19 protein-coding genes are annotated in these 20,954 nt (G+C 73.6%); all 19 read right to left on the bottom strand.

What is annotated here, in order from left to right; translation table 11 throughout:
- Nucleotides 1–673 precede the first annotated feature (673 nt).
- The gene (locus tag QWU11_RS33090; RefSeq protein ID WP_290118419.1) at nt 674–1,216 is read right to left on the bottom strand and encodes a single-stranded DNA-binding protein; all 543 of its coding nucleotides are present in this window, start codon (nt 1,214–1,216) and stop codon (nt 674–676) included.
- Between the two features lie 628 nt (nt 1,217–1,844).
- Nucleotides 1,845–3,524, bottom strand: coding sequence for an ABC transporter (locus QWU11_RS33085; protein WP_290118418.1), 1,680 nt, complete (start codon nt 3,522–3,524; stop codon nt 1,845–1,847).
- Between the two features lie 43 nt (nt 3,525–3,567).
- Nucleotides 3,568–5,286 (bottom strand): AAA family ATPase, encoded by a 1,719-nt coding sequence (locus QWU11_RS33080; RefSeq protein ID WP_290118417.1) that lies wholly within the window; start codon nt 5,284–5,286, stop codon nt 3,568–3,570.
- Nucleotides 5,270–6,562, bottom strand: coding sequence for a uroporphyrinogen-III C-methyltransferase (gene cobA, locus QWU11_RS33075; RefSeq protein WP_290118416.1), 1,293 nt, complete (start codon nt 6,560–6,562; stop codon nt 5,270–5,272). Before cobA ends, QWU11_RS33080 begins: the two co-directional genes overlap by 17 nt.
- A 37-nt stretch (nt 6,563–6,599) precedes the next feature.
- Complete coding sequence (gene cobT, locus QWU11_RS33070) at nt 6,600–7,679, bottom strand: nicotinate-nucleotide--dimethylbenzimidazole phosphoribosyltransferase (RefSeq protein WP_290118415.1); 1,080 nt, start codon at nt 7,677–7,679, stop codon at nt 6,600–6,602.
- Nucleotides 7,680–7,717: 38 nt separating this feature from the next.
- The gene (gene cobC, locus QWU11_RS33065; RefSeq protein WP_290118461.1) at nt 7,718–8,746 is read right to left on the bottom strand and encodes an Rv2231c family pyridoxal phosphate-dependent protein CobC; all 1,029 of its coding nucleotides are present in this window, start codon (nt 8,744–8,746) and stop codon (nt 7,718–7,720) included.
- A complete protein-coding gene (locus tag QWU11_RS33060; RefSeq protein ID WP_290118414.1) occupies nt 8,736–9,581 on the bottom strand; it encodes a sirohydrochlorin chelatase in 846 nt (281 codons plus the stop codon). Before QWU11_RS33060 ends, cobC begins: the two co-directional genes overlap by 11 nt.
- Entirely contained in the window at nt 9,578–10,165 is a 588-nt protein-coding gene (locus QWU11_RS33055) for a precorrin-8X methylmutase (protein WP_290118413.1), read from the bottom strand. Before QWU11_RS33055 ends, QWU11_RS33060 begins: the two co-directional genes overlap by 4 nt.
- Nucleotides 10,162–10,353, bottom strand: a complete 192-nt coding sequence (locus QWU11_RS33050) for a 4Fe-4S binding protein (RefSeq protein WP_290118412.1) — start codon at nt 10,351–10,353, stop codon at nt 10,162–10,164. The genes QWU11_RS33055 and QWU11_RS33050 overlap by 4 nt, the downstream gene beginning before the upstream one ends.
- Nucleotides 10,344–12,062: a precorrin-3B C(17)-methyltransferase gene (gene cobJ, locus QWU11_RS33045; protein ID WP_290118411.1), complete on the bottom strand. Its 1,719-nt coding sequence runs from the start codon at nt 12,060–12,062 to the stop codon at nt 10,344–10,346. Before cobJ ends, QWU11_RS33050 begins: the two co-directional genes overlap by 10 nt.
- Entirely contained in the window at nt 12,059–13,234 is a 1,176-nt protein-coding gene (gene cbiE / locus QWU11_RS33040; RefSeq protein WP_290118410.1) for a precorrin-6y C5,15-methyltransferase (decarboxylating) subunit CbiE, read from the bottom strand. The genes cobJ and cbiE overlap by 4 nt, the downstream gene beginning before the upstream one ends.
- The gene (locus tag QWU11_RS33035) at nt 13,231–14,382 is read right to left on the bottom strand and encodes a cobalt-precorrin-5B (C(1))-methyltransferase (RefSeq protein ID WP_290118409.1); all 1,152 of its coding nucleotides are present in this window, start codon (nt 14,380–14,382) and stop codon (nt 13,231–13,233) included. Before QWU11_RS33035 ends, cbiE begins: the two co-directional genes overlap by 4 nt.
- The gene (gene cobM / locus QWU11_RS33030; protein WP_290118408.1) at nt 14,375–15,169 is read right to left on the bottom strand and encodes a precorrin-4 C(11)-methyltransferase; all 795 of its coding nucleotides are present in this window, start codon (nt 15,167–15,169) and stop codon (nt 14,375–14,377) included. The genes QWU11_RS33035 and cobM overlap by 8 nt, the downstream gene beginning before the upstream one ends.
- A 14-nt stretch (nt 15,170–15,183) precedes the next feature.
- A complete protein-coding gene (gene cobI, locus QWU11_RS33025) occupies nt 15,184–15,903 on the bottom strand; it encodes a precorrin-2 C(20)-methyltransferase (protein WP_290118407.1) in 720 nt (239 codons plus the stop codon).
- On the bottom strand, nt 15,900–16,439 hold the full coding sequence (locus QWU11_RS33020; RefSeq protein WP_290118406.1) for a GNAT family protein: 540 nt from the start codon (nt 16,437–16,439) through the stop codon (nt 15,900–15,902). Before QWU11_RS33020 ends, cobI begins: the two co-directional genes overlap by 4 nt.
- A complete protein-coding gene (locus tag QWU11_RS33015; protein WP_290118405.1) occupies nt 16,439–16,972 on the bottom strand; it encodes a GNAT family N-acetyltransferase in 534 nt (177 codons plus the stop codon). Before QWU11_RS33015 ends, QWU11_RS33020 begins: the two co-directional genes overlap by 1 nt.
- Nucleotides 16,969–18,294: a cobyrinate a,c-diamide synthase gene (locus tag QWU11_RS33010; protein WP_290118404.1), complete on the bottom strand. Its 1,326-nt coding sequence runs from the start codon at nt 18,292–18,294 to the stop codon at nt 16,969–16,971. Before QWU11_RS33010 ends, QWU11_RS33015 begins: the two co-directional genes overlap by 4 nt.
- A complete protein-coding gene (gene cobO, locus QWU11_RS33005; RefSeq protein WP_290118403.1) occupies nt 18,291–18,893 on the bottom strand; it encodes a cob(I)yrinic acid a,c-diamide adenosyltransferase in 603 nt (200 codons plus the stop codon). The genes QWU11_RS33010 and cobO overlap by 4 nt, the downstream gene beginning before the upstream one ends.
- Entirely contained in the window at nt 18,893–20,920 is a 2,028-nt protein-coding gene (locus tag QWU11_RS33000; RefSeq protein ID WP_290118402.1) for a magnesium chelatase subunit D family protein, read from the bottom strand. Before QWU11_RS33000 ends, cobO begins: the two co-directional genes overlap by 1 nt.
- Nucleotides 20,921–20,954 lie beyond the last annotated feature (34 nt).

The following is a 20,954-nucleotide window of genomic DNA, read 5'->3' as shown; positions in this document are numbered from 1 at the left end:
GCCTCGGGGTGTCCAGGCGCCGAGCACCGGCAGCGGTGCCCCCTCTTTATCCGTACTGTCTCCCTCAGTTCGCCATGCCCCCTCGTCAGGCGGCTGGGGGGTTCGGGTTTGGATGTCTTTGTCCCTAGGCGAGTCCATGCCGGACGGCGGGGCCGACGCTGGCTCTGCCGTGGCCGACGGCGGTCTGGCTCGGTTGGGCGTGTGGGCCGGCTCGGGACCGCGTCCGGTGTGGCTCGTCGCGGGGCTTCGGGCCGGGCTCAGGCGGTCGTGCGAGTCCAGGAGACGCCGTGGCGGATGCGGTCGATCATGTCTTCGCTCCTTTCCCGTGAAACGGTGACGGGCTGACTGCGCATGCGGATTTTCGGTTATCGAGGTGTTGTGTTCGGCCGGCGGGTGCTCGCTGGAGCTCTGCTCGGGCTCAGCGACCTCCCTGGGCCAGGAGACGCTGTCATTGCCTCTCCTCTCGTGTGTGACGGCGGTAGTCGGTGTCGTGTTCCCGCTCTTCCCCGGCATTGCCGGGCATCACGGGAGAGTCGCGACATTTCGGTGACGGCCGGTCCTTCAGTCAGGTCTTCGTCGGGCGTGGATTGCTTCGTGGGCGGTTGCGGCGGGCAGGCCTCCGCCACGGTGGCATCGTGGGGACTGGTGTCGCCGGGTGATCTTCGCTCTGCGGTCAGGCGACGGCACGGAAGGGGCCCGTCTCGCTGGTTTCGTCCGTCTCGTCGGCGTCGTCGGTCGTGTTCCTGTTCCTGGTCAGCGCGGTGGCTCCTTCAGCGAGATCGTCCGGGGTTTCCTCCAGCCAGCGGTCGGCGAGGTCGTCGGCTTGGCGGCGGTCTTCCGGCTGGCCGGCGGTGCGCTGGGAACGCTGGAAGCGGGCGACTCCTCGGCTGAGGTCGTGGCCCACGGTGGTGGCCTCGATCTGGGCGGAAAAGCGTGGTTGACCGTCCTTGGTGAATTCGCGGATGCGGAGCTTGCCTGTGACGATCACCGGGTCGCCGCGCTGCAGCTCGCATCCCTGCAGGTTGTCGGCCAAGCTGCGCCAGCAACTCACCGTCAGGAACATCGGGTCCTCGTCGCGCCACTGGCCGATCTCACGGTCGTAGCGGCGCGGGGTGCTGCCGATCCGCAGCGACATCAGCGACGTGCCGCTCGAGAGGATCTCGAAGTGGGGGTCTTGGGCAACGAAGCCGACCACGGTGATGATTGCGTCGTTCACGGTGAGTCCTCCGGTCTGTCCGGCGGCTCTGTGCCGCCGGTGTGACATCCACCGTGGCCGATGTCGGGTGGGCAGTTCTAGACCCCTGCGTTACCTGTGGATAACTCGGAGTGAGCGACAGTCCGTCGGCGGGTCCGAGGTCGGCGTCGCGGCCATTCGGCGCGATGCCGACGGCGTCTCGGAGAGCTGTCTGCGATTTCAGGCGCGGCGAAGCGGTCGGTGAGGACGGCAGAGACCGGACGCCTGCCGAGTCTGTGGGCGCCGTCGGCCTTGATCGACACGTTTGCCGGATACAACGAGAGTCGAGAGAGGTAGCGCTGGGTGAGCAGGCGCGCTCGGCGCTCCGGTCAGCCCGCGTAGGGCGGCGGCCTGCGCAAACCGAGCTCTGGAGTGGTGAGTCGGCGGCATACAGAAAGCCTTGCGAGGGCCTTTCCGCCGATCCACGGTTCGATCCGTAGCCTTATTCGGCTGCGAGCCCGCGAACGGACGGCAAGCGGCATACCCCGAGGGAGTCTCTGCGGCGTTCGACGGACCGGCGGCCCAGGGCCCACAAACGGCCCCGGACCGCCGCAAGGACTCTCACGGAAACCCCGGCTCGACAACGCGGGATCCACACCTCAAAAACGATCTACGGGACCAGACCGTGGACCGCTGCGGAGACCTCCTCGCGGAAGCTGCGGTACACCGCCAGCTCCCGCTCCACCGGCTCGATGACCAGCGACTTCGCCGCCGTCGAGATGCCCGCGCGCATCTGTTCCTCCAGGCGCTCGCTGTGGCGGACCGAGGAGAGAGCGATCATGTTCCGGGCCGCGGAACCGGTAAAAGCACCGAGCCCCAGTGTGCAGACCACCAGCAGGCCCACGTACGGCGCCACCGACGTGTCCCCCACCAGCCTCAGCGGCGGGTCGCCCAGTTTCACCACGCCGTACGCCAGGATGGCGCCCAGCCACACCACGCCCAGCACCGTCGCGGCGATGAGGAGGTACTGCCACGCTCGGACGAACCACCACCACGCCGGCACCTGGTTGAAGCTCGGCACGACCTCCCGCAGCGCGTTGCCCAGCGCCTCCGGGAGCTCCTCCGCCTGTGAACGGCCCGCGTCCCGGACCGAGCGTTGCCACGACGGGGGCAGGTCGCGTATGACGCCCTCCGTCACCTCCTGCAGCGCGTTGTCCACGTGGGCCTGCTGGGCGTTGACCGGAGTGGTGAAGGCGGCCCTCAGCTCCTGCCGCAGCTCGCCCAGGCGCATGCGCCGCAGCGGGTCCGAATGCAGGCGGGCCACCAGGCGGCCCACCGGCCAGCCCACGTAGTCCAGGGCGCGCAGGGAGTAGGCGCTCTCCATCGACTCGGCCACGGCCGGGACTCCGGCGGCGTCCGACAGGGCCTCGGCCAGGGCCGCGGTGCGGCGCTCGTCGACCGTCGACGCCGGGTCGGCGTCGCCGTACTGGCTCTCGAAGCGGTTGACCAGGCGGTCGATGTCGGCGACCAGGCGCTCCAGACGCGCCTGGCGGGCGGCGACCGCGTCCGCCAGGACCTCGCGGAAGCCCTCCACGCCCGTTCCGGTCTTCGCGGACGTCGTGAGGATGACCGGACCGCCCATGCCCTCGGCCTCCAGCAGGCGCCGGAGGTCCTTGACGCACTCGCTGACCTCTTCGGGCTCCAGGCGGTCGATCTGGTTCAGGACGATCAGGGTCACCCCGGTGTGGCCCGAGAGCTTCTCGAAGTAGCGCCGGTGGACGGCGAAGTCGGCGTACTTCTGCGGGTCGAGCACCCAGATGATCAGGTCGGCGACACTGACGTACTTGTCGACCTCGGCCAGGTGGGCGGCGCGGATGGAGTCGTGGTCGGGCAGGTCGAGCAGGAGCAGGCCCTGGAGCGAGCCGGCGCCGTCGGCGTCCAGCGCGCTCGCGCGGGCGTAACGGTGTCTCGGGTCGATCTCCAACCACTCGAGCAGCGGGCCGGCGCCTTCGAGGCCCCACACGCACGCGTGGGCGGAACTCGTCATCGGGCGGCGGATGCCGGTCGGTGACAGCTCCAGCCCGCAGACGGCGTTGAAGAGCGAGGACTTCCCGCTGCCCGTGCCGCCGGCCAGCGCGACCACCGTGTGCTCGCCGGACAGCCGCAGGCGTTCGCCCGCGCGGGCCAGGAGTCTCGACGCGTCGGCCATGAGGGCCCGGTCGACGCGTCCGTCGCCGAGCGCGACGAGGCGGTCGAGAGCGTCGAGGCGGGCGGACAGTCCGGACGCGGTGGACCGCGGTGCGAACTCGGGCTCCTCAAGGGAGGAGACCGGCGGTGTCGTCGCCGTCATCGGTCGCGCTCCTCGTGGTGTCGAAGAAGCGCCCGGGAGCGACTCACCGGGCGACCTCAAGGTTGTATGTGGCCTGGTAGAGCTGGACCGGCGTGGTCTCGTCCGGCACTCCGGCACCGTCGAGCGCCTGCCCGAACCGGATGGCCTCGTCGTCGTAGAGCATCCCGATCCGGCCGCGCAGGTCGGCCCTGGCCTTGGCGCTCATGCTACGCAAGGACTCGGCGCCGAACAGCGCCTTGAGCAATCGCTGCGGCACCGCGCTGGTGCCCGCCTCGACGTTGACGTCGCCGGTCCCGAAACCGAACAGACCCACCATCATCACCAGGGACAACGCCTCGTCGTCGTAGGAGACGAACTTGGCCACGGCCCGCTTGGTGACGCCTTCCGTACGAATCAGCTCGATGATGTGGTCCTGCCAGGAGCTGACCGCACGCGCGACGCGGCGGGACAGCTCGCCGGAGGCACGGCCGAGCTCGTCGGTGCGCCCTTCGAGGAGGTCGGCGCCTGCCGGGCGGCTCTGCCACCGGTTCACGACGTCCTCCGCGGCGCGCTCGGCGGCCGCCATGACCAGCGACTCCAGACCGCTCCGCAACGCCACCTTCAGCGCGCGTACGCGGGCGGGGGCGCGGCGGCGACGGCCGCCACGGTGACCGACCTGTCCGCGCGCCTGCAGGGCGCGTTCGAGATCGCCGGTGCCGGCGAAGTCCTGCCAGCGGGCGAGGACCTCGCCGCGCAGCAGGGAACCGTTGCGCGTCGCCTCGTCGAGCTCGGAGAGCGCGGTGGCGTACGTGGCCTCGACCTCTTCGCGCAGCATCGTACGCAGCGCGACCTGCTCCTCGACCCGCTTGGCGAGTTCGGGGACGCGAGTACGGAAAGTGTCGAGCACGCTACCCAAGGTGGACCTGATCACTGCGGTACGGCCATCTTCATCTTCGGTGATTCTGGTCAACCAACCGTGAACTTCGTCGGCCATTTCCGCAGGTAGCATGCCTCCCGAGACCTTGGTCTCAGCGATCGTGAACTCCGCCGCCGCTTCCAGGCCGTTGTCCTTGAGCATCTCGGCGAAGTGCTCGACGACCTCCTCGCCGCCCTCCGGGATGCGGGACAGCACGATGCCGAGAGTGGCGCCGTGATCCCTCGCCCGGTGCAGCAGCCGCCAGACCTGCGCGTCCGCGTAGCGCGCCGCCGTCGTCACGCACACCCAGATGTCGGCGGCGGCAAGGAACTGCGCCGCGAACTCATGGTGTTCTTCGAAGACCGAGTCGACGTCGGGGCTGTCGAGCAGGGCGAGCCCCTTGGGCAGCACCTCGCTCTTCATGATGACGAGCTGATCGCCGACCACGGCGTCCGGCGCGGGGCCGGGCACCCGTCCGAAACCGGGCAGGACGTAGCGCTCGTCCAGCCACCAGTCGGCGTCGTCGGGATGGCAGACCAGGATCGGGCTGCTCGTCGTCGGTCTGAGCACGCCGGTGGCGCTGACTCTCGCGCCGACGAGCGTGTTGACCAGCGTCGACTTGCCCGCACCGGTGGAGCCGCTCAGCACGACGAGCAGCGGCGAGTCGGTACGGCGCACTCGGGGGAGCACGTAGTCGTCGAGCTGGTTCAGCAGGTCTTGCTGGGTGATGGCCGCCTCCTCCGCACCCGGTGCGTCAAGGACGAACCGGAAGGAGGCGATCTGGTCCCGCATGTCAGCCAGGACCTCGTCGAGTGGGAGGGAGGCCGCCTTGTGCTTGGCGGCGCCCTGGTCAGCCGGGGGTGTCACGGAGCCGCCCCATATCCGCTCTCAGCATTTCGATCTCTCGTGCCACGTGGACGACCTCGCCGGTGACGATGATCGCCGGTGGTCGTACTCCGCTGGCCGTCATGTCGTCCGCCACAGTCGCGAGGCTCGCCATGAGCGTGCGCTGGCTCTGCAGCGTACCGTCCTGGATAACCGCAACAGGTGTCTCAGGCGACCGACCATAGCGCATGAGAGTGTCGGCGATCACACCCATCCGCTCCACTGCCATAAGGAGAATCAGCGTCCCGCTCGACCTTCCGAGCGCCTCCCAATCGACCGTCGAGGCGGGGTGACCCGGGGCCACGTGCGCCGATACGACGTGGAACTCCTGGGCGACCCCACGGTGGGTGACCGGAACGCCGATCGCCGAGGGAACCGCGATCGCACTAGTGATCCCGGGCACAACCGTGACGGGGATGCCCTCGCGCGCGCAGTGGATCACTTCTTCGGCCCCGCGGCCGAAGACGAACGGGTCTCCGCCCTTGAGCCGTACGACGAACCGGCCGGCCTTCGCGTGCTCCACGAGCGCCGCGTTGATGTGCTCCTGCGTGACCGATCGGCCGTACGGGATCTTGGCCGCGTCGATGATCTCCACGTCGCCCGGCAGCTCGTCGAGCAGCTCGCGCGGGGCCAGGCGGTCGGTCACCACGACGTCGGCCTGGGCGAGGAGCCGCCGGCCGCGCACGGTGATCAGACCGGGGTCGCCGGGACCGCCGCCCACGAGGGCGACGCCCACCGGCTTGTGCCGTGAGTGGCGGGCGTTCAGGGTGCCGTCGCGCAGGCCGTCGAGCACCGCGTCGCGTACGCCCGCCGCGCGCCTGGGGTCGCCGCCCGCCAGCACGCCGACCGTGGTCTCGCCGACCCGGCCGCTCGCCGGCGTCCAGGCCGCGGAGGCCTGGGCGTCGTCGGCGCGTACGCACCAGATCCGCAGACCCTCCGCCTCGGCGGCGACCGCCGCGTTGACCTTGCCGTCGTCGGTGCACGCCTGGACGAGCCAGGCCCCGTCGCAGTCGCCGCCGGTGTACGGCCGCCGCTGCCAGGTCAGCTCGCCCCGTGCCACGAGGTCCTCCAGGGCAGGCGTGACCTCGGGAGAGATCAGCACCACCTCCGCGCCGGCGACGAGCAGCGCGGGCACACGCCGCTGCGCCACGCGTCCGCCGCCGACGACGACGGCGCGCCGCCCGTCGAGGCGCAGGCCTAGCAGGTAGGGGGGCAACGCGAGGGTCTCCTGAGTCGGGCGGGCATGGTTGCCGGCCATCAATGGTTCTTCAGCACCCAAAGGTACTCGGACCTGGTCAAGCCTTGTCCGCGACACCGGCGGAGTCGAACGTGGCCACCTCATGCAGCACGCGTACGGCGCTCTGCACGATCGGGAGGGCCAGGAGGGCGCCGGTGCCCTCGCCCAGCCGGAGTTCGAGGTCGATGAGGGGCCGGAGCTCGAGCTGCCAGAGCGCGGCCGCGTGGCCCGGCTCGGCGGAGCGGTGGCCGGCGACGAACACGGCGCGTACGTCCGGGGCGAGGGCCGCGGCGGCGAGGGCGGCGGCCCCGGCGATCACCCCGTCGAGCACGACCGGGACCCGCTCGGCGGCGCCGCCCAGGATGAAGCCCGTGATCGCCGCGTGTTCCAGGCCGCCCAGCTCGGCGAGCACGGTCAGCGGGTCGGCGGTGGTGGGCGTGCCGTCGGCGGCGGCCAGCCCGGCGCGCGCGAGCGCGGAGCGTACGACCTTGATCTTGCGTTCGTGGGTGGCGTCGTCGACGCCGGTGCCGTACCCGGTGACGGTCTCGGCCGCGCGGCCGGTGAAGGCGGCGACGAGGGCGGCCGAGGCGGTCGTGTTGGCGATGCCCATGTCGCCGGTGATCAGGCAGCGGTTCCCTGCGGCGACGAGCTCGCGGGCGACCTCGATGCCCGCCTCGACCGCCTGGCGGACCTGCCCGGGCGTCATGGCGGGCCCGAGCGTGATGTCGGCGGTGCCGTGCGCGACGTTGCGGGAGACCAGGCCGTCGGCGGGCGGCAGTTCCGCCTTGACCCCGACGTCGACGACGCGCACCTCGGCGCCGAACTGGCGCGCGAAGGCGTTGACCACGGCTCCCCCGGCCAGGAAGTTGGCCACCATCTGCGCGGTCACCTCCTGCGGCCACGGCGTCACGCCCTGGGCGTGCACCCCGTGGTCGGCGGCGAAGACCGCGACGGCGGCGGGCTCGGGCATCGGCGGCGGGCAGGCCCCCGCGATACCGGACAGGCGTACCGACAGCTCCTCCAGCGCCCCGAGCGCGCCGCGCGGCTTGGTCAGCCGGTCCTGGTGCTCCCGTGCCGCCTGCATCGCCGCTTCGTCCAGGGGACGGATCGCGGCGATCGTCTCGGCGATGAGGTCCATGTCTCTCCTCGGGCAGTGACAGATGGTTGAAACGACGGTCAGACGGGGTGCCGGGATCCTACGATTCCGGCGAACTCGGACACGAACGCGCGGTTGGTCGCCTCGTCGCGTACGGCGACGCGGAGCCAGTCTGGACCCAGACCCGGAAAGGTGTCGCCGCGCCGGACCGCGTACCCGCGTGCCCGCAGCGCCTCTCGTACGGCCAGGCCGTCCGGCACGTGCACACACACGAACGACGCCCGCCCCCCGGGCACCACGCGAACGCCGAGACCGCCGAGCGCGGCCACGAGACGCTCGCGCTCGGCCGTGAGGCCGCGGGCCCACGCGTCGGCCTCGGCGAGCGCGCGGGGGCTCACGCACGCCTCGGCGGCCACGAGCGCGGGTGCGGAGACCGACCAGAGCGGCTGCGCCTCCGCGAGACGCGCCAGGAGCGACGGCTCGCCCAGGACGTACCCCGCGCGCAGCCCGGCCAGCCCCCACGTCTTGGTGAGGCTGCGGAGGACGATCACGCCGGGCAGGCGGCGGCTCGCCAGGCTCTCGATCTCGCCCGGCACGCAGTCCATGAACGCCTCGTCCACGACGAGGACGCGGCCCTCCCGGGCCAGCGCCGCGACGGCCGCGGCCGGGTGCAGGACCGAGGTGGGGTTGGTCGGGTTGCCGACCATGACGAGGTCGGCGTCCTCGGGTACCGGGCGGAGGCGGAAGTCACCGCCGAGGACGACCCGCTCGACCTCGTGGCCCGCCGACCGCAGCGCGCTCTCCGGCTCGGTGAACTGTGGGTGCACCACCACGGCGCGGCGGGGCTCCAGCGTACGGGCGAGGAGCACGAACGCCTCCGCGGCGCCGGCGGTGAGCAGGACCTCGTCGGCGGGCCGTCCGTGGCGGCGCGCCACGGCCTCGCGGGCACGGGAGGCGTCCGGGTACGCGGCGAGGCCGGCCACGCTGTCGCGCAGCAGGGCGGCCAGCCACGCGGGCGGCGTGCCCGGCCGTACGTTGACCGCGAGGTCGACCAGGCCCGGGCCGACCTCGGCGTCGCCGTGGTGGCGCAGGTCGACGTCAGTGCGCATGGTCATGGTCGTGAGGGTGGTGGTGGGGGTGCTGCGGCGCGCCGACACGGTCCTCGAAGCCGGGCATCGGGAGGCGGTAGACGCAGGAGTCGCAGTTCATCCGGATGTCGCCGTGCAGGGCCTCCTCGTAGCGCTCGACCACGAGGTCGGCCAGGCCGTCGCAGTCGCCGATCACCTCGGCGCAGCGCACCTCGGCGCCCTCGTAGGACCGCGCCTCGGCGACGACGCGGTCGGGCAGGACGCCGGGGAACAGGAAGTAGGGCAGGACGACGATCCGCTCCGCGCCCAGGAGCCGGCAGCGTTCGAGGCCCTCGGGCACGCCCGGCCTCGCGAGGGAGACGAAGGCGGTCTCGACCATGGCCAGGCCGCGCCCCTCCCAGAGCAGCCGCGCGGCCTTGCAGACCTCGGCGTTGGCGTCCGGGTCGGTGGAGCCGCGGCCGACCAGCAGCACGGCGGTGTCGGCGCGGTCGGCCCGGTCCAGCACGGCGTCCAGTCGCTCTTCCAGGAGCGCGAGCAGGGTGGGGTGCGGGCCGAGCGGCCGGCCGTACGCGTAGGTGAGCCCGGGGTGGCGCTCCCGCTCGCGGGCGAGCGCGGCGGGCATGTCGCCCTTGGCGTGCCCGGCGGCGACGAGCACGAGGGGCACGGCGGCGACGTGGCGGTGGCCGGCGGCGTACAGCTCGGCGACGGCGTCGGTCAGCGGGGGCGGGGACAGTTCGATGAAACCGCCCGCCACGTCCACGGGCAGCCGGGCGCGCAGACGCTCGGCGAAACGGGCGAACTCCGCGACGCCCGCCTCGTCACGCGTCCCATGCCCGACCAGCAGCAGCGGCGTCATGCCTCTCCCCCGTGGTAGAGCAGGGCGTTCACGGCGGCCGCGGCCACTGCCGAGCCGCCCTTCTCCGACACGTTGCTGACGGCGGGCAGGCCGCTCTCGCGCAGTGCCGCCTTCGACTCGGCGGCCCCCACGAAACCGACCGGCAGGCCGATGACCAGCGCCGGGCCCACGCCGCACTCGATGATCTCCTCCAGCGCGGTCGGGGCACAGCCGACGACCCACACCGCGCCCGGCCCCGACTTGACGTAGGACAGCCGCACCGCCGCCGCGGACCGCGTCAGGTCCTGCTCCTTCGCCAGCGCCGCGACCGCCGGGTCGCCGATCGAGCAGATCGCCGACCTCGTGGTGATCCCGGCGGCGACCATCGCGACGTCGGTGACGATCGGGGCACCGTCGCGCAGCGCCCGCAGGCCCTGCCGCAGGTGAGCCTCGTCGGTGACGAGGTCGGTGGCGTACTCCAGGTCGGCGCTGGCGTGGATCACGCGCTCGGCGACGGCCCGGCTGAGGGGAGGCATCGAGGTGAGGTCGACGCGCGAGCGCAGGATCTCCAGCGACCTCGTCTCAATCGGGTGGATGGTTCTCATTTCTCCTCGATCGCATCCGCGGGGCAGACCTCGACGCAGTCACCGCATCCGGTGCAGCGGTCCGCCAGGACGTACAGCGGGCTCTCCGTCCAGCCGGTGTAAGGACGCAGGGCACGCTCGGGGCAGGTCAGCAGGCACGCGCCGCAGCCCGTGCAGCGGGAGGTGACCCGTACGGGACTCAGGCCCATCGGTACCCCCTGGGGGTGACGAAACGCCCCGCCACCGTGCGGCTGCGGCTCGATCCCACGACCACGACGGTGAACATGTCGACCGCCGCGGGGTCGAACTCCGCGAGCGTCGTCAGCGTCACGCTCTCGTCCGTACGGGCGGCGTTGCGGACGAATCCGACCGGTGTCGACGGCGGGCGGTGCCCGGCCAGGATGCCCAGCGCCCGGCCGAGCTGCCAGGCGCGGGCGCGGCTGCGCGGGTTGTAGAAGCACACCGTGAAGTCGCCCTCGGCCGCGGCGGTCACGCGGCGCTCGATGACCTCCCACGGCGTGTGCAGGTCCGACAGGGAGATGTAGGCGTGGTCGTGGCCGAGCGGCGCGCCCAGGAGCCCGGACGCGGCCACCGCCGCGGTGATGCCGGGCACGCCCTCGACGTCGATGCCGGGGCCGGCGAACTCCAGGGCCGGGCTCGCCATGGCGTACACCCCCGCGTCGCCGGAGCCGATCAGCGCGACGGCATGGCCCGCGGTGGCCTCCTCGACCGCCGTACGCGCCCGTTCCTCCTCCTGGCCCAGGCCGGAGGCGAGCACGCGCGTGCCGGGGCGGAGGAGGTCGCGTACCTGGGAGACGTACTGGTCCAGGCCGACGACCACCGACGATCGCTGGAGCGCGGTCACGGCCCGGGGCGTGAGCAGGTCGCGCGCGCCCGGGCCGAGGCCGACGATCGACAGCCGCCCGCGCGGGCGGAGCCGGGCGACGGCCGCGGTGGCGTTCGCCGACTTGTGCTTGGGGACGACCAGCGCGCCGCCGCCGGCCGACAGCAGCGCGGCGGCCTCGGCGACGCTGGGCGTGCCGACCTCGGCGCGTACGACCTCCGACGGGTTGGGCACGTCGACGGCGGCGAGGGCGGCGGCGGGGTGGGTGACGACCGGCCAGCCGCGTTCGCGGGCCACCTGGAGGATGCCCTCCTCGTCGGCCTTCAGGTCGGCGGTGGCCAGGCAGCGCACCGACTCCGCGGCGAGCTCGCCGGAGGCCAGCGCCGCGTCGACCAGCGCGGCGACCTCGCCGGCGGCGACGCCGCGGGCCGAGCCGACGCCCACGACGAGCGACTTCGGCCGGTAGACGAGCGCGCCGTCGAACCATCCTTGGTGGCACATGCAGGAGTGCTCGGCCTGGTCGGTGACGAGGACGCGGTGGCCGCCGGCGGGAGCCTGCGGCGAGACGTTCGGCGGCAGGGGCGGCAGCGGCCAGCCCTCCGCGCCGTCGAGCCGCACGGGTTCGCCCGAGAGCACCGCCGCGCCGACGTGGGCGAGGAGGTCGGGGTTGTGGACGGTGAAGCCGAGTTCGGCGCCCCAGGAGTCGAGCGGCGTGACGTTGCTCTGGTCGCTCGCGGTCGTCACCACCGGCGTGCAGCCGAGGACGCCGGTGAGGCGGCGGGCGAGGAGGTTCGCGCCGTGGTGGCCGCCGAGCACGGCCACCGCGAAGGCCATCGACTCGTCCACGCACACGACCGCCGGGTCGGTGCTCTTGTGGCCCAGAAGCGGCGCGAGCACGCGTACGGTCGCGCCGACGGCGAGGAAGCTGACCACGGCGTCGCAGGTGCGCCACGCCTCACGCAGGGCGTCGGCGGCCTTCTGCCCGGTCAGCAGCCGCACCTCGTCCGGCCAGGCGGCCCGCAGCGCCTCGGCGGCGGTACGGCCGCTCGCCGTCGCGGCGACGACTCCGATCATGACGCGCTCCCCGCCAGCAGGAACACCGGGTTCTGCGCGTCGAGGCGGAACGAGCCGCCCGGCAGGTCGGCGAAGCGCGCGGCGGACAGTTGCCCGCCCTCCACCGCGTAGCCGGCGTCGGCCATCAGGCGGCGGGCCAGGGCGGCCCGGTCGACGGCGGCGTACGTCGCCACGACCGTCTTCGGACCACGCGCCAGCACGCCGCTCAGCGCCTCCAGGCCCCCGCCGCCGACGAAGACGGCATCGGGGTCGGGCAGTCCGTCGAAGGCCTCCGGCGCGCTCTCCGCCACGACGCGGACGTCCGCCGTGCCCGCGTTGTGGCGGATGAGATCACGCGCCGCCGGGTCGCGCTCGATCGCGATGACGGCCGCGTGGTGTTCGGCGCACTCGATGCCGACCGAGCCGCTGCCCGCGCCGACGTCCCAGACGAGCATGCCCAGGGTCGGCCGCAGCCGGGCCAGGGCGACCGCGCGCACCTCCCACTTGGTGATCATCCCGGCGCGGTGCCGGTACGAGTCGCCGGAGTGGGTGCGCGGCGGCGACGCGGGCTGGTTGTGCCGCCGTGCGGGAGCCCCCAGAGCACCTTCTCGTACGGCGAGGACGACGTTCGGCTCGGCCCAGTCGCGGGCCGCCGCCTCGGCCGGCGTGCACCGGGTGACGCGCTCGTCCGGACCACCCAGGCGCTCGGCGACGTGGAGCGTACGGTCCCAGCCGGCGAGCTCCGCGCCGAGCGCCGCGGGCCCGAAGCCGGGCGCGGTGAACACCGCGGTCTTGGCCATCGCCCGGCAGGCGTTCACCGCCGTGCGCGGGTCGCGGCCGTGCGCGCTCGTCACCACGACGTCGTCCCACGGCAGCCCGATCCGGGCGAACGCCCCGGCCACCGAGGAGACCGCGGGTAGCACCTCGGGCGCGTGGCCGCGCTCGCGCAGCGCGCGGACGATCCCGAAGAACCCCGGGTCGCCGCTCGCCAGCACGACCACCCCGTCGTCGGCGGACGCCTCGACGGCGTCCAGCGCCGCCGCGACGTCGCCCATGACGACCTGGCGTACGTGCGCGGGCGGGCGTACCGCCTCCAGGTGCCGCCGGCCGCCGGCGACGAGGACGGCGGCGCCGAGGCGGTCCATCGCCCGCTGCGGCAACGGCGACCCGTCGCAGCCGACGACCGTGATCATCGGCCGAGCCGCCCGTACATCGCGATCATCCGTTGCCCGGTGAAGTCGACCAGCACGACCTGTGCGGCGATGCCCGGGCTCTCCGGCGCGGCCTCGGCGGCGAACTGCTCCAGGACCCCGGCGACCCGCCGGCACAGCTCGCGCCCGGCGCGGCCGAGCAGCCCTCCGGCCTCCCACAGCTCGTACGCGTGCCGCGCCGTGTTGGCCTCGGCCACCTGCCCGGCCAGCTCCTCCGACCCGCCCATCGACGTGGTGATCTCGGCGAGCAGGGCGGTGTCGACGCGCGAGCGCGTGTAGTGCGTCATGAGCACGCCGGAGGCGAGCTTGGTGAGCTTGCCCGCCATGCCGACGAACACCACCTGCCGGACGCCGTGCTCCACCGCGCGCCGCAGCGCCGCGCCGGTGAAGTCGCCGACCTCGACGAAGCAGACGCCGGGCAGCTGCGGCAGCAGCCGCATGGCGCCCTTCTCGGTCCGGCCCCCCGTGCACAGGACGAGCGTCTTCTCACCCTGGGCGGCCATCACCGCCACCGCCTGCTCCACGCTCGCCCGCCACGACGCCGTCGAGAACGGGCGCACGATGCCGGTCGTGCCCAGGATCGAGATCCCGCCAAGGATGCCGAGCCGTTTGTTGGTCGTCTTGCGCGCCATCGTCTCCCCATCGGGCACCGAGATGACGACACGTACGCCCCGCGTCTTCAGATCCACCGACTCCCCCACTGCCTGTTCGATCATCTTGCGCGGCACCGGATTGATCGCCGGGCCGCCCAGGTCCAGGCCGAGGCCGGGCTTGGTGACGACGCCGACGCCGATTCCGCCGTCGAGCTCGATGCCGGGTTCGGGCCGCCATGAGGCGGTCGCGGTCAGCCGGGCACCGTGCGTCACGTCAGGATCGTCGCCCGCGTCCTTGATCACCACTGCCTCGGCCCGGTCGGCGCGGATCAGGCACGAATCAACGGCGAACGTCACTCGCCGCCCCGACGGCAGCGCCACCTCGACCACGTCCTGAGGCCGCTGGGAGGTCAGGGCCTCGGTGGCCGCCTTGGCCGCCGCCGAGGCGCAGGTGCCCGTGGTCCAGCCGGTGCGCAGCGCCTTCTGGCGCACCTTCATGGTGCGCGGCAGGTCGGGTTCGTAGGGCCGGTCAGCCACCCCGGAGCACCTTCCGCGCCCCGGGCTCGGCACGCCGGTGACCGTGGAAGTGACCGGGGTGGTAGAGGTGCGAGCGCGTGCCGCCCGCCTCCAGCGCCGGGCCGACCAGGACGAGCGTGTGCTTCCACAGCTTGTGCGCCCGCACGGTGTCGGCCAGCTCGTCGAGACGGCAGGAGACGATCAGCTCCTCCGGCCACGTGCACTGGTACGCGACGACGCACGGCGTGCCGGGCGGGTAGCCGCCCTCCAGCAGCTCCTCCTGGAGCTGACGGGACCGGGCCGCCGACAGGAACAGCGCCATCGTCGTGCCGTGCCGGGCGAACTCCCGCACCTCCTCGCCGGGCGGCATCGGCGTCTTGCCGCCGCCCAGGCGCGTGAGGATCACCGATTGGGCGACCTCGGGGATGGTCAGCTCGCGGCCGGCCGCGGCGGCGACCGCGGAGAAGCTCGACACGCCGGGGATGATCTCGGTGGCGAGGCCGAGCTCGTGGCAGCGGTCGAGCTGTTCCTGCAGCGCGCCCCACAGCGCCGGGTCGCCGGAGTGGATCCGGGCGACGGTGAGTCCCTCGGCGGCGGCGCGCTCGTAGTAGGGCAGCACGCCCTCCATCGGCAGCCGCGCCGAGTCGACGATCTCCGCATCGGCGCTCGCGTGCTGGAGGACGTCCTCGTGCACGAGGCTGGCCGCCCAGATCACGACGTCCGCTTCGGCGATCGCCTTCGCGGCGCGGAACGTCAGCAGGTCGGCGGCTCCGGGGCCGGCACCGACGAACACCACCCGGCCGTCCATGGCCTCTCCCTCGCTCACAGTTTCCCGCCCAGGCCCGTACGGCGGCCGGGCACGATCAGGGTCGACAGGTACGGCACCGGCCCGGCGATCTCGGCGGCCCGCCGGACGTCCTCGCCGGGCAGGCCGAGCCGCGCGCCGTACACCGCCTCGTCCAGCCGGCCGGCCTCGGCGACCGCGGCCAGCACCTCGCCGGCGACCTGGCCGAACTTGTAGGCGACGACCGTGTCGCCGCTCGCCAGCGCGGCGCGCAGGCCGGCGGTGCCGCCGGTGAGCGGCAGCAGCGACAGTGACTCGGTGCCCTCGGCGAGGACGGTCCCGGACCGCGCGGCCAGGTCCTGCATGGCGGTGACGCCCGGCACGGTCTCGACCGCGACGCCCGGCGTCCGGCCGCGTACGGCCTGGGCGAGGTAGGTGAAGGTGGAGTAGAGGTTCGGGTCGCCGATGGTGGCGAAGGCGACCGTGGCCGCGCCCTCCTCGAAGGCGCGTGCGACGCGGTCCGCGGCGGCCGACCAGGCGTTCGCGCGGCGCTCGGTGACGCCGCCGCGGTCGTTCAGCGCGAAGACGACGCGTTCGGCCGCGTCGACGTGGGCGCGTACGACGGCCTCGGCGCGGCCCTGCTCGCCGGGCGCCATGACCGGGACGAGGACGAGGTCGGCCTCGCGCAGCACGCGGACCGCCTTGACGGTGACCAGCTCGGGGTCGCCCGGGCCGACCCCGACGCCGACGAGCCTCACAGCTCCCCCCGCAGCAGGCTGAAGATCACCATGTCGGCGCGGACGCCGCCGGGGAGGTACCGCGCGCTCCGGAGGACGCCCTCGCGGGTGAAGCCGGCCCGCTCGGCGACCCGCTGTGAGGCGAGGTTGCCGGTGGCGGCGAGCAGTTCGAGGCGGTGGAGGCCGAGCCCGAAGGCGTGGCGGGCCACCTCGCGTACGGCCTCGGTGGCGTAACCGTGGCGCCGGTCGGCGGGGCCCAGCCAGTAGCCGGTCTCGGCCACGCCGCTCTCCCAGTCGGCCCTGCTGATGCCGATCACGCCCCCGAACCGGCCGGTACGGTCCGGCACGATGGTGAAGTTGGCCTCGCGGAGCGGGTCGCGGTACGCCTCCTCGGTGCACCACTGCCGCGCCTTGTCGCGGGTGTACCCGACCGCCCAGGGCATCCACCGCTGGACCACCTGGTCCACGGCCGCGAAGGCGTCGTCGGCGTCGGCGGGCACGGGCGGCCGGAGCGTCAGCCGCTCGGTGCGCAACGTGACGGGCTCGAGACCGCCCATCACAGATCGCTCGACAGGAGGCTGAACAGGACGGCGTCGACGCGCCCGGTGCTGATGAGCATCGCCTCGCGCAGGACGCTCTCCCGGGTGAACCCGGCCTTCTCGGCGACCCCCTGGGAGGCGAAATTGGTGACCGCCGTGAGCAGCTCGACCCGGTGCATCCCCTTCTCGAAGGCGTACGCGGCGAGCCCGCGCGTCGCCTCCACGGCGTACCGCTTGCGGCGCGCCCACGGCGAGATCCAGTAACCCACCTCGGCGCGGCCGTCCGTCCAGTCCGTACGGCCGATGCCGATCGACCCGGCGAACCGGTCACCGGCGACGATGGCGAAGTTCATCGCCCGCGCCGGGTCCGGGTGCGCGTGGGCCGTGCACCAGTCGATGGCGGTCTGCCTGGTCTGCGCCGACGCCCACGGCATCCAGCGGCGGATCTCCGGGTCCTGGCTGGAGAGGTAGACGTCTTCGGCGTCGCCCTCCTCGAAGGGCCGCAGCAGCAGCCGCTCGGTCTCCAGCAGAACACCCTCGTCGAAAGTCATGCGGCCGCCCCCACGAAACGCGTTGCCATCTGAGGCATCCCAGCCCAGTGGAGATGGAGGTAGGAGGCAAGGCAATTCGCCGAGGTGAATCCGTCCGGTCCCTCGGCGGACCACTGCCAGGCCGGTTCGGCGCCGGTCCCGCGCGCCACGACCGTACGGTGGAACTCGTGCCCGCGGACCCGCTCGCCCGCGCGCGCCACCGGTGAGTCGCGTACCGCGACCGCCTCGCGGTAGCCCAGCGTGAGCCTGCCGGTCATCCGCGCCTCCGCGTCCAGGACGCCGCACATCGGGGCGTCGTCGAGCCGGCGGGAAAGATACAACAGGCCGGCGCACTCGGCGTAGATCGGCCCCTCGAAGGCCGCGACGGCCCGCCGCAGCGGCTCGTTGGCCGACAGCTCGGCGGCGTACGTCTCGGGGAACCCCCCGCCGATCACGACGCCGCCGGTGCCGGGTGGCAGCGTGGTGTCGCGGAGCGGGTCGAACCGTACGACCTCGGCCCCGGCCGCGGCCAGGAGCTCCTCGTTCTCGGCGTAGCCGAAGGTGAAGGCCGCGCCGCCGGCGACCGCGATCCGCGGCCCGCCCTCCGGGGCGGTGACGGCGGCGGCCGGGTCCCACGGCTCCGCCGTGAGAGGGCCGGCCGTGTGCGCCAGGGCGACGAGGGCCCGCAGGTCGCAGGAGCCGGCGACGAGCGCGCCGAGACGGTCGACGGTCGCGAGGGCCTCGGGGCGCCGCTCCGCGGCCGGGATCAGGCCCAGGTGGCGCGAGGGCGTCGCGGCGTCGCCGGTACGGCGCAGCACGCCGAGGACCGGCAGGCCGGTCTCCTCGATCGCCGCGCGGCAGATCTCCTCGTGCCGGTCGGAGCCGACGCGGTTGAGGATGACGCCGCCGATCCGCACGCCAGGGTCGTAGGTGACGAAACCGTGCACGAGCGCGGCCACGGACCGGCCCGCCGAGGCCGCGTCCACGACGAGCACGACCGGCGCGGCGAGCAGCTTGGCGACGTGCGCGGTCGAGGCGAACTCGCCGGCGCCCGCGGCGCCGTCGTACAGGCCCATGACGCCCTCGACGACGGCGAGGTCGGCGTCGCGCGCGCCGTGCAGGAACAGCGGCGCGACGAGCTCCTCCGAGGTCAGCCACGGGTCGAGGTTGCGGCCCGGCCGCCCGGCCGCGAGCGCGTGGTAGCCGGGGTCGATGTAGTCGGGGCCGACCTTGTGCGGGGAGACGTCGAGGCCCTGCGCGGTCAGCGCCGCGATCAGCCCGGTGGCGACGGTCGTCTTGCCGCTGCCCGACGCGGGCGCGGCGATCACGAGCCGCGGGGTCACCACTCGATGCCCTTCTGCCCCTTCTGACCGGCGTCCATCGGGTGCTTGACCTTGTCCATCTCGGTGACCAGGTCGGCGATCCCGACGAGGCGCGGGTCGGCGTCGCGGCCGGTGACGATCACGTGCTGGTGGCCCGGCCGCGCGGTGAGAGTCTCCACGACGTCGTCGACGTCCACCCAGCCCCACTTCATCGGGTAGGTGAACTCGTCCAGGACGTACAGGGTGTAGGTCTCGGCGGCGAGATCGCGCTTGATCTGCTCCCAGCCCTCGCGGGCGTCCGCCGCGTGGTCCTCCTCGCTACCGGGCCGCTGGATCCACGACCAGCCCTCGCCCATCTTGTGCCAGTCGACCCGGCCGCCCTCGCCGGAGTCGCCGAGGACGCGCAGCGCGCGTTCCTCGCCGATGCGCCACTTGGCCGACTTGACGAACTGGAAGACCCCGATCGGCCAGCCCTGGTTCCAGCCGCGCAGCGCCAGCCCGAAGGCGGCGGTCGACTTGCCCTTGCCCGTGCCGGTGTGGACGATCACGAGCGGGCGGTTGCGCCGCTGCCGCGTGGTCAGGCCGTCGTCCGGCACGCTGTCCGGCTTGCCCTGGGGCATCAGGCCACCCTCCGATCCCGTACGACGCCGGCGAGCCCGTCGGCCGGCAGGTCCTCCAGACGCACCGTCTCGGCGCCGAGGTGCTCGGCGAGCCGCACGGCGAGGCCGAGGCGCACCGGGCCGCTCTCGCAGTCGACCACGACAGAGGCGGCGTCGCGCAGCAGCCCGGCGGCGCGCAGCGCGTCGTCGACCGAGCCGTGCGTCGCCCGGCCGTCGGTCACGACGACCACGAGCGGACGGCGTGCGGGGTCGCGGAGGTGCTCGGCGCGCAGGACGCCGGCGGCCCGCAGCAGGCCGGCGGCGAGCGGCGTACGGCCGCCGGTCGGCAGGTCCTCCAAACGGCGCGCGCCGGCCTCGACCGAGGAGGTCGGCGGCAGCGCCGTCTCGGCCGAGGTGCCGCGGAAGGTGATCAGGCCGACCTTGTCGCGCCTCTGGTAGGCGTCGAGCAGCAGGCTGAGGACGGCGCCCTTGACCGCGCGCATGCGCTGCCGCGCCGCCATCGAGCCGCTCGCGTCGACCACGAACAGGACGAGGTTGCCCTCACGGCCCTCGCGTACCGGCTCGCGGATGTCGTCGGCGTGGATGACCAGCCCGGGTCCGCTGCGGCCGCGCGCCCGCTGGTGCGGGGCGGCGGCGAACAGGGTGCCGGTGAGGTGCACGGTGCGGGAGCCCGCGCGGGCGCCGGTGGTGCGGCCGTACGGGGTGCGCGAGCGTGACCGGCGGCCCGGGGCGCCCTCGCCGATGCCCGGGACGACGAAGAGCCGGGGGCGGTAGGCGGCGTCGGCCGGTGAGGGTTTCGCCTCGCCCGCGCTCTCGCCGCCGCCGGACAGCGCCTGGCCGATGTCGACCAGGGCGCCCTCGCCCGAGGACTGCTCGCCTTCGGGTCCTGCGCCCGGGCCGGGTCCGTCCGGCTCCGGGTCGAGGTCCGGGTCCTCGACGGTCTCCTCCGCGTCGTCGGGCGGGCGGGGGGCGGGCACGGGCTGCTCGCCGCCGGGCGGGGTGTCCTCTTCGGTGTCGTAGTCGCCCGTGCGCTCCAGGATGTCGTCGAGCTTGTCCTCGTCGAGGCCGGGGGCGTCGAAGGGATCGCGGCGGCGCCGGTGCGGCAGTGCCAGGCGCGCGGCGAGGCGTACGTCCGCGGGTGTGACGGCGCCGCGGTCGTACCAGGCGGCCAGCGCGATGGCGGCGCGGGCCATCACCAGGTCGGCCCGCAGCCCGTCGACCTCGAACTCGGCGCACACCGCGGTGATCTGCCGCAGCGCGCCGTCGGACAGCACGACGCCGGCCAGGCGGTCGCGCGCCTGGCCGATGTGCCAGGCCAGCTCGGCGTCGGCGCGGGCCCATTCGGCCGCGAACCGCGCGGGGTCGGCCTCGTAGGCGAGCCGGCGGCGTACGACCTGGGCGCGTTCGTCCGGGTCACGCGTGGCCGCGACCTCGGCGGTCAGCCCGAAGCGGTCGAGGAGCTGCGGGCGTAGCTCGCCCTCCTCGGGGTTCATCGTGCCGACCAGCAGGAACCGCGAGGCGTGCCGGATCGAGACGCCCTCGCGCTCGACGTAGGACTGGCCCATCGCGGCGGCGTCGAGCAGGAGGTCGACGAGGTGGTCGTGCAGGAGGTTGACCTCGTCCACGTAGAGCAGGCCGCGGTGGGCGGCGGCGAGCAGGCCCGGCTGGTAGGCGCGTACGCCCTCGGTGAGCGCCCGCTCGATGTCGAGGGAGCCGACGAGGCGGTCCTCGGACGCGCCGACGGGAAGCTCGACGAGCCGGGCCGGGCGGACCTCGGTCTCGGCCGTGTCGTGCGGGCCGTCCGGGCATTCGGGGTCGGGCGCGCCGGGGTCGCAGGAGAACCGGCAGGCCCCGATCACGGCGACGCCGGGCAGCAGCGCGGCGAGCGCCCGTACGACGGTCGACTTGGCGGTGCCCTTCTCCCCCCGCACCAGCACGCCGCCGACCGATGGCGAGACCGCGTTGATCAGCAGAGCGAGCTTCAGGTCCTCAAGACCCGCGACGGCGGAGAACGGGTAGGTGTTCACCCGGCGATCGTCCTTTCCTCGGGTGTGCGCGCCC

This window comes from Actinomadura sp. DC4 (assembly GCF_030406325.1).
In the GTDB taxonomy this organism is placed as follows: Bacteria; Actinomycetota; Actinomycetes; order Streptosporangiales; family Streptosporangiaceae; genus Actinoallomurus.
This window is presented reverse-complemented; position numbering and strand designations above follow the sequence as displayed.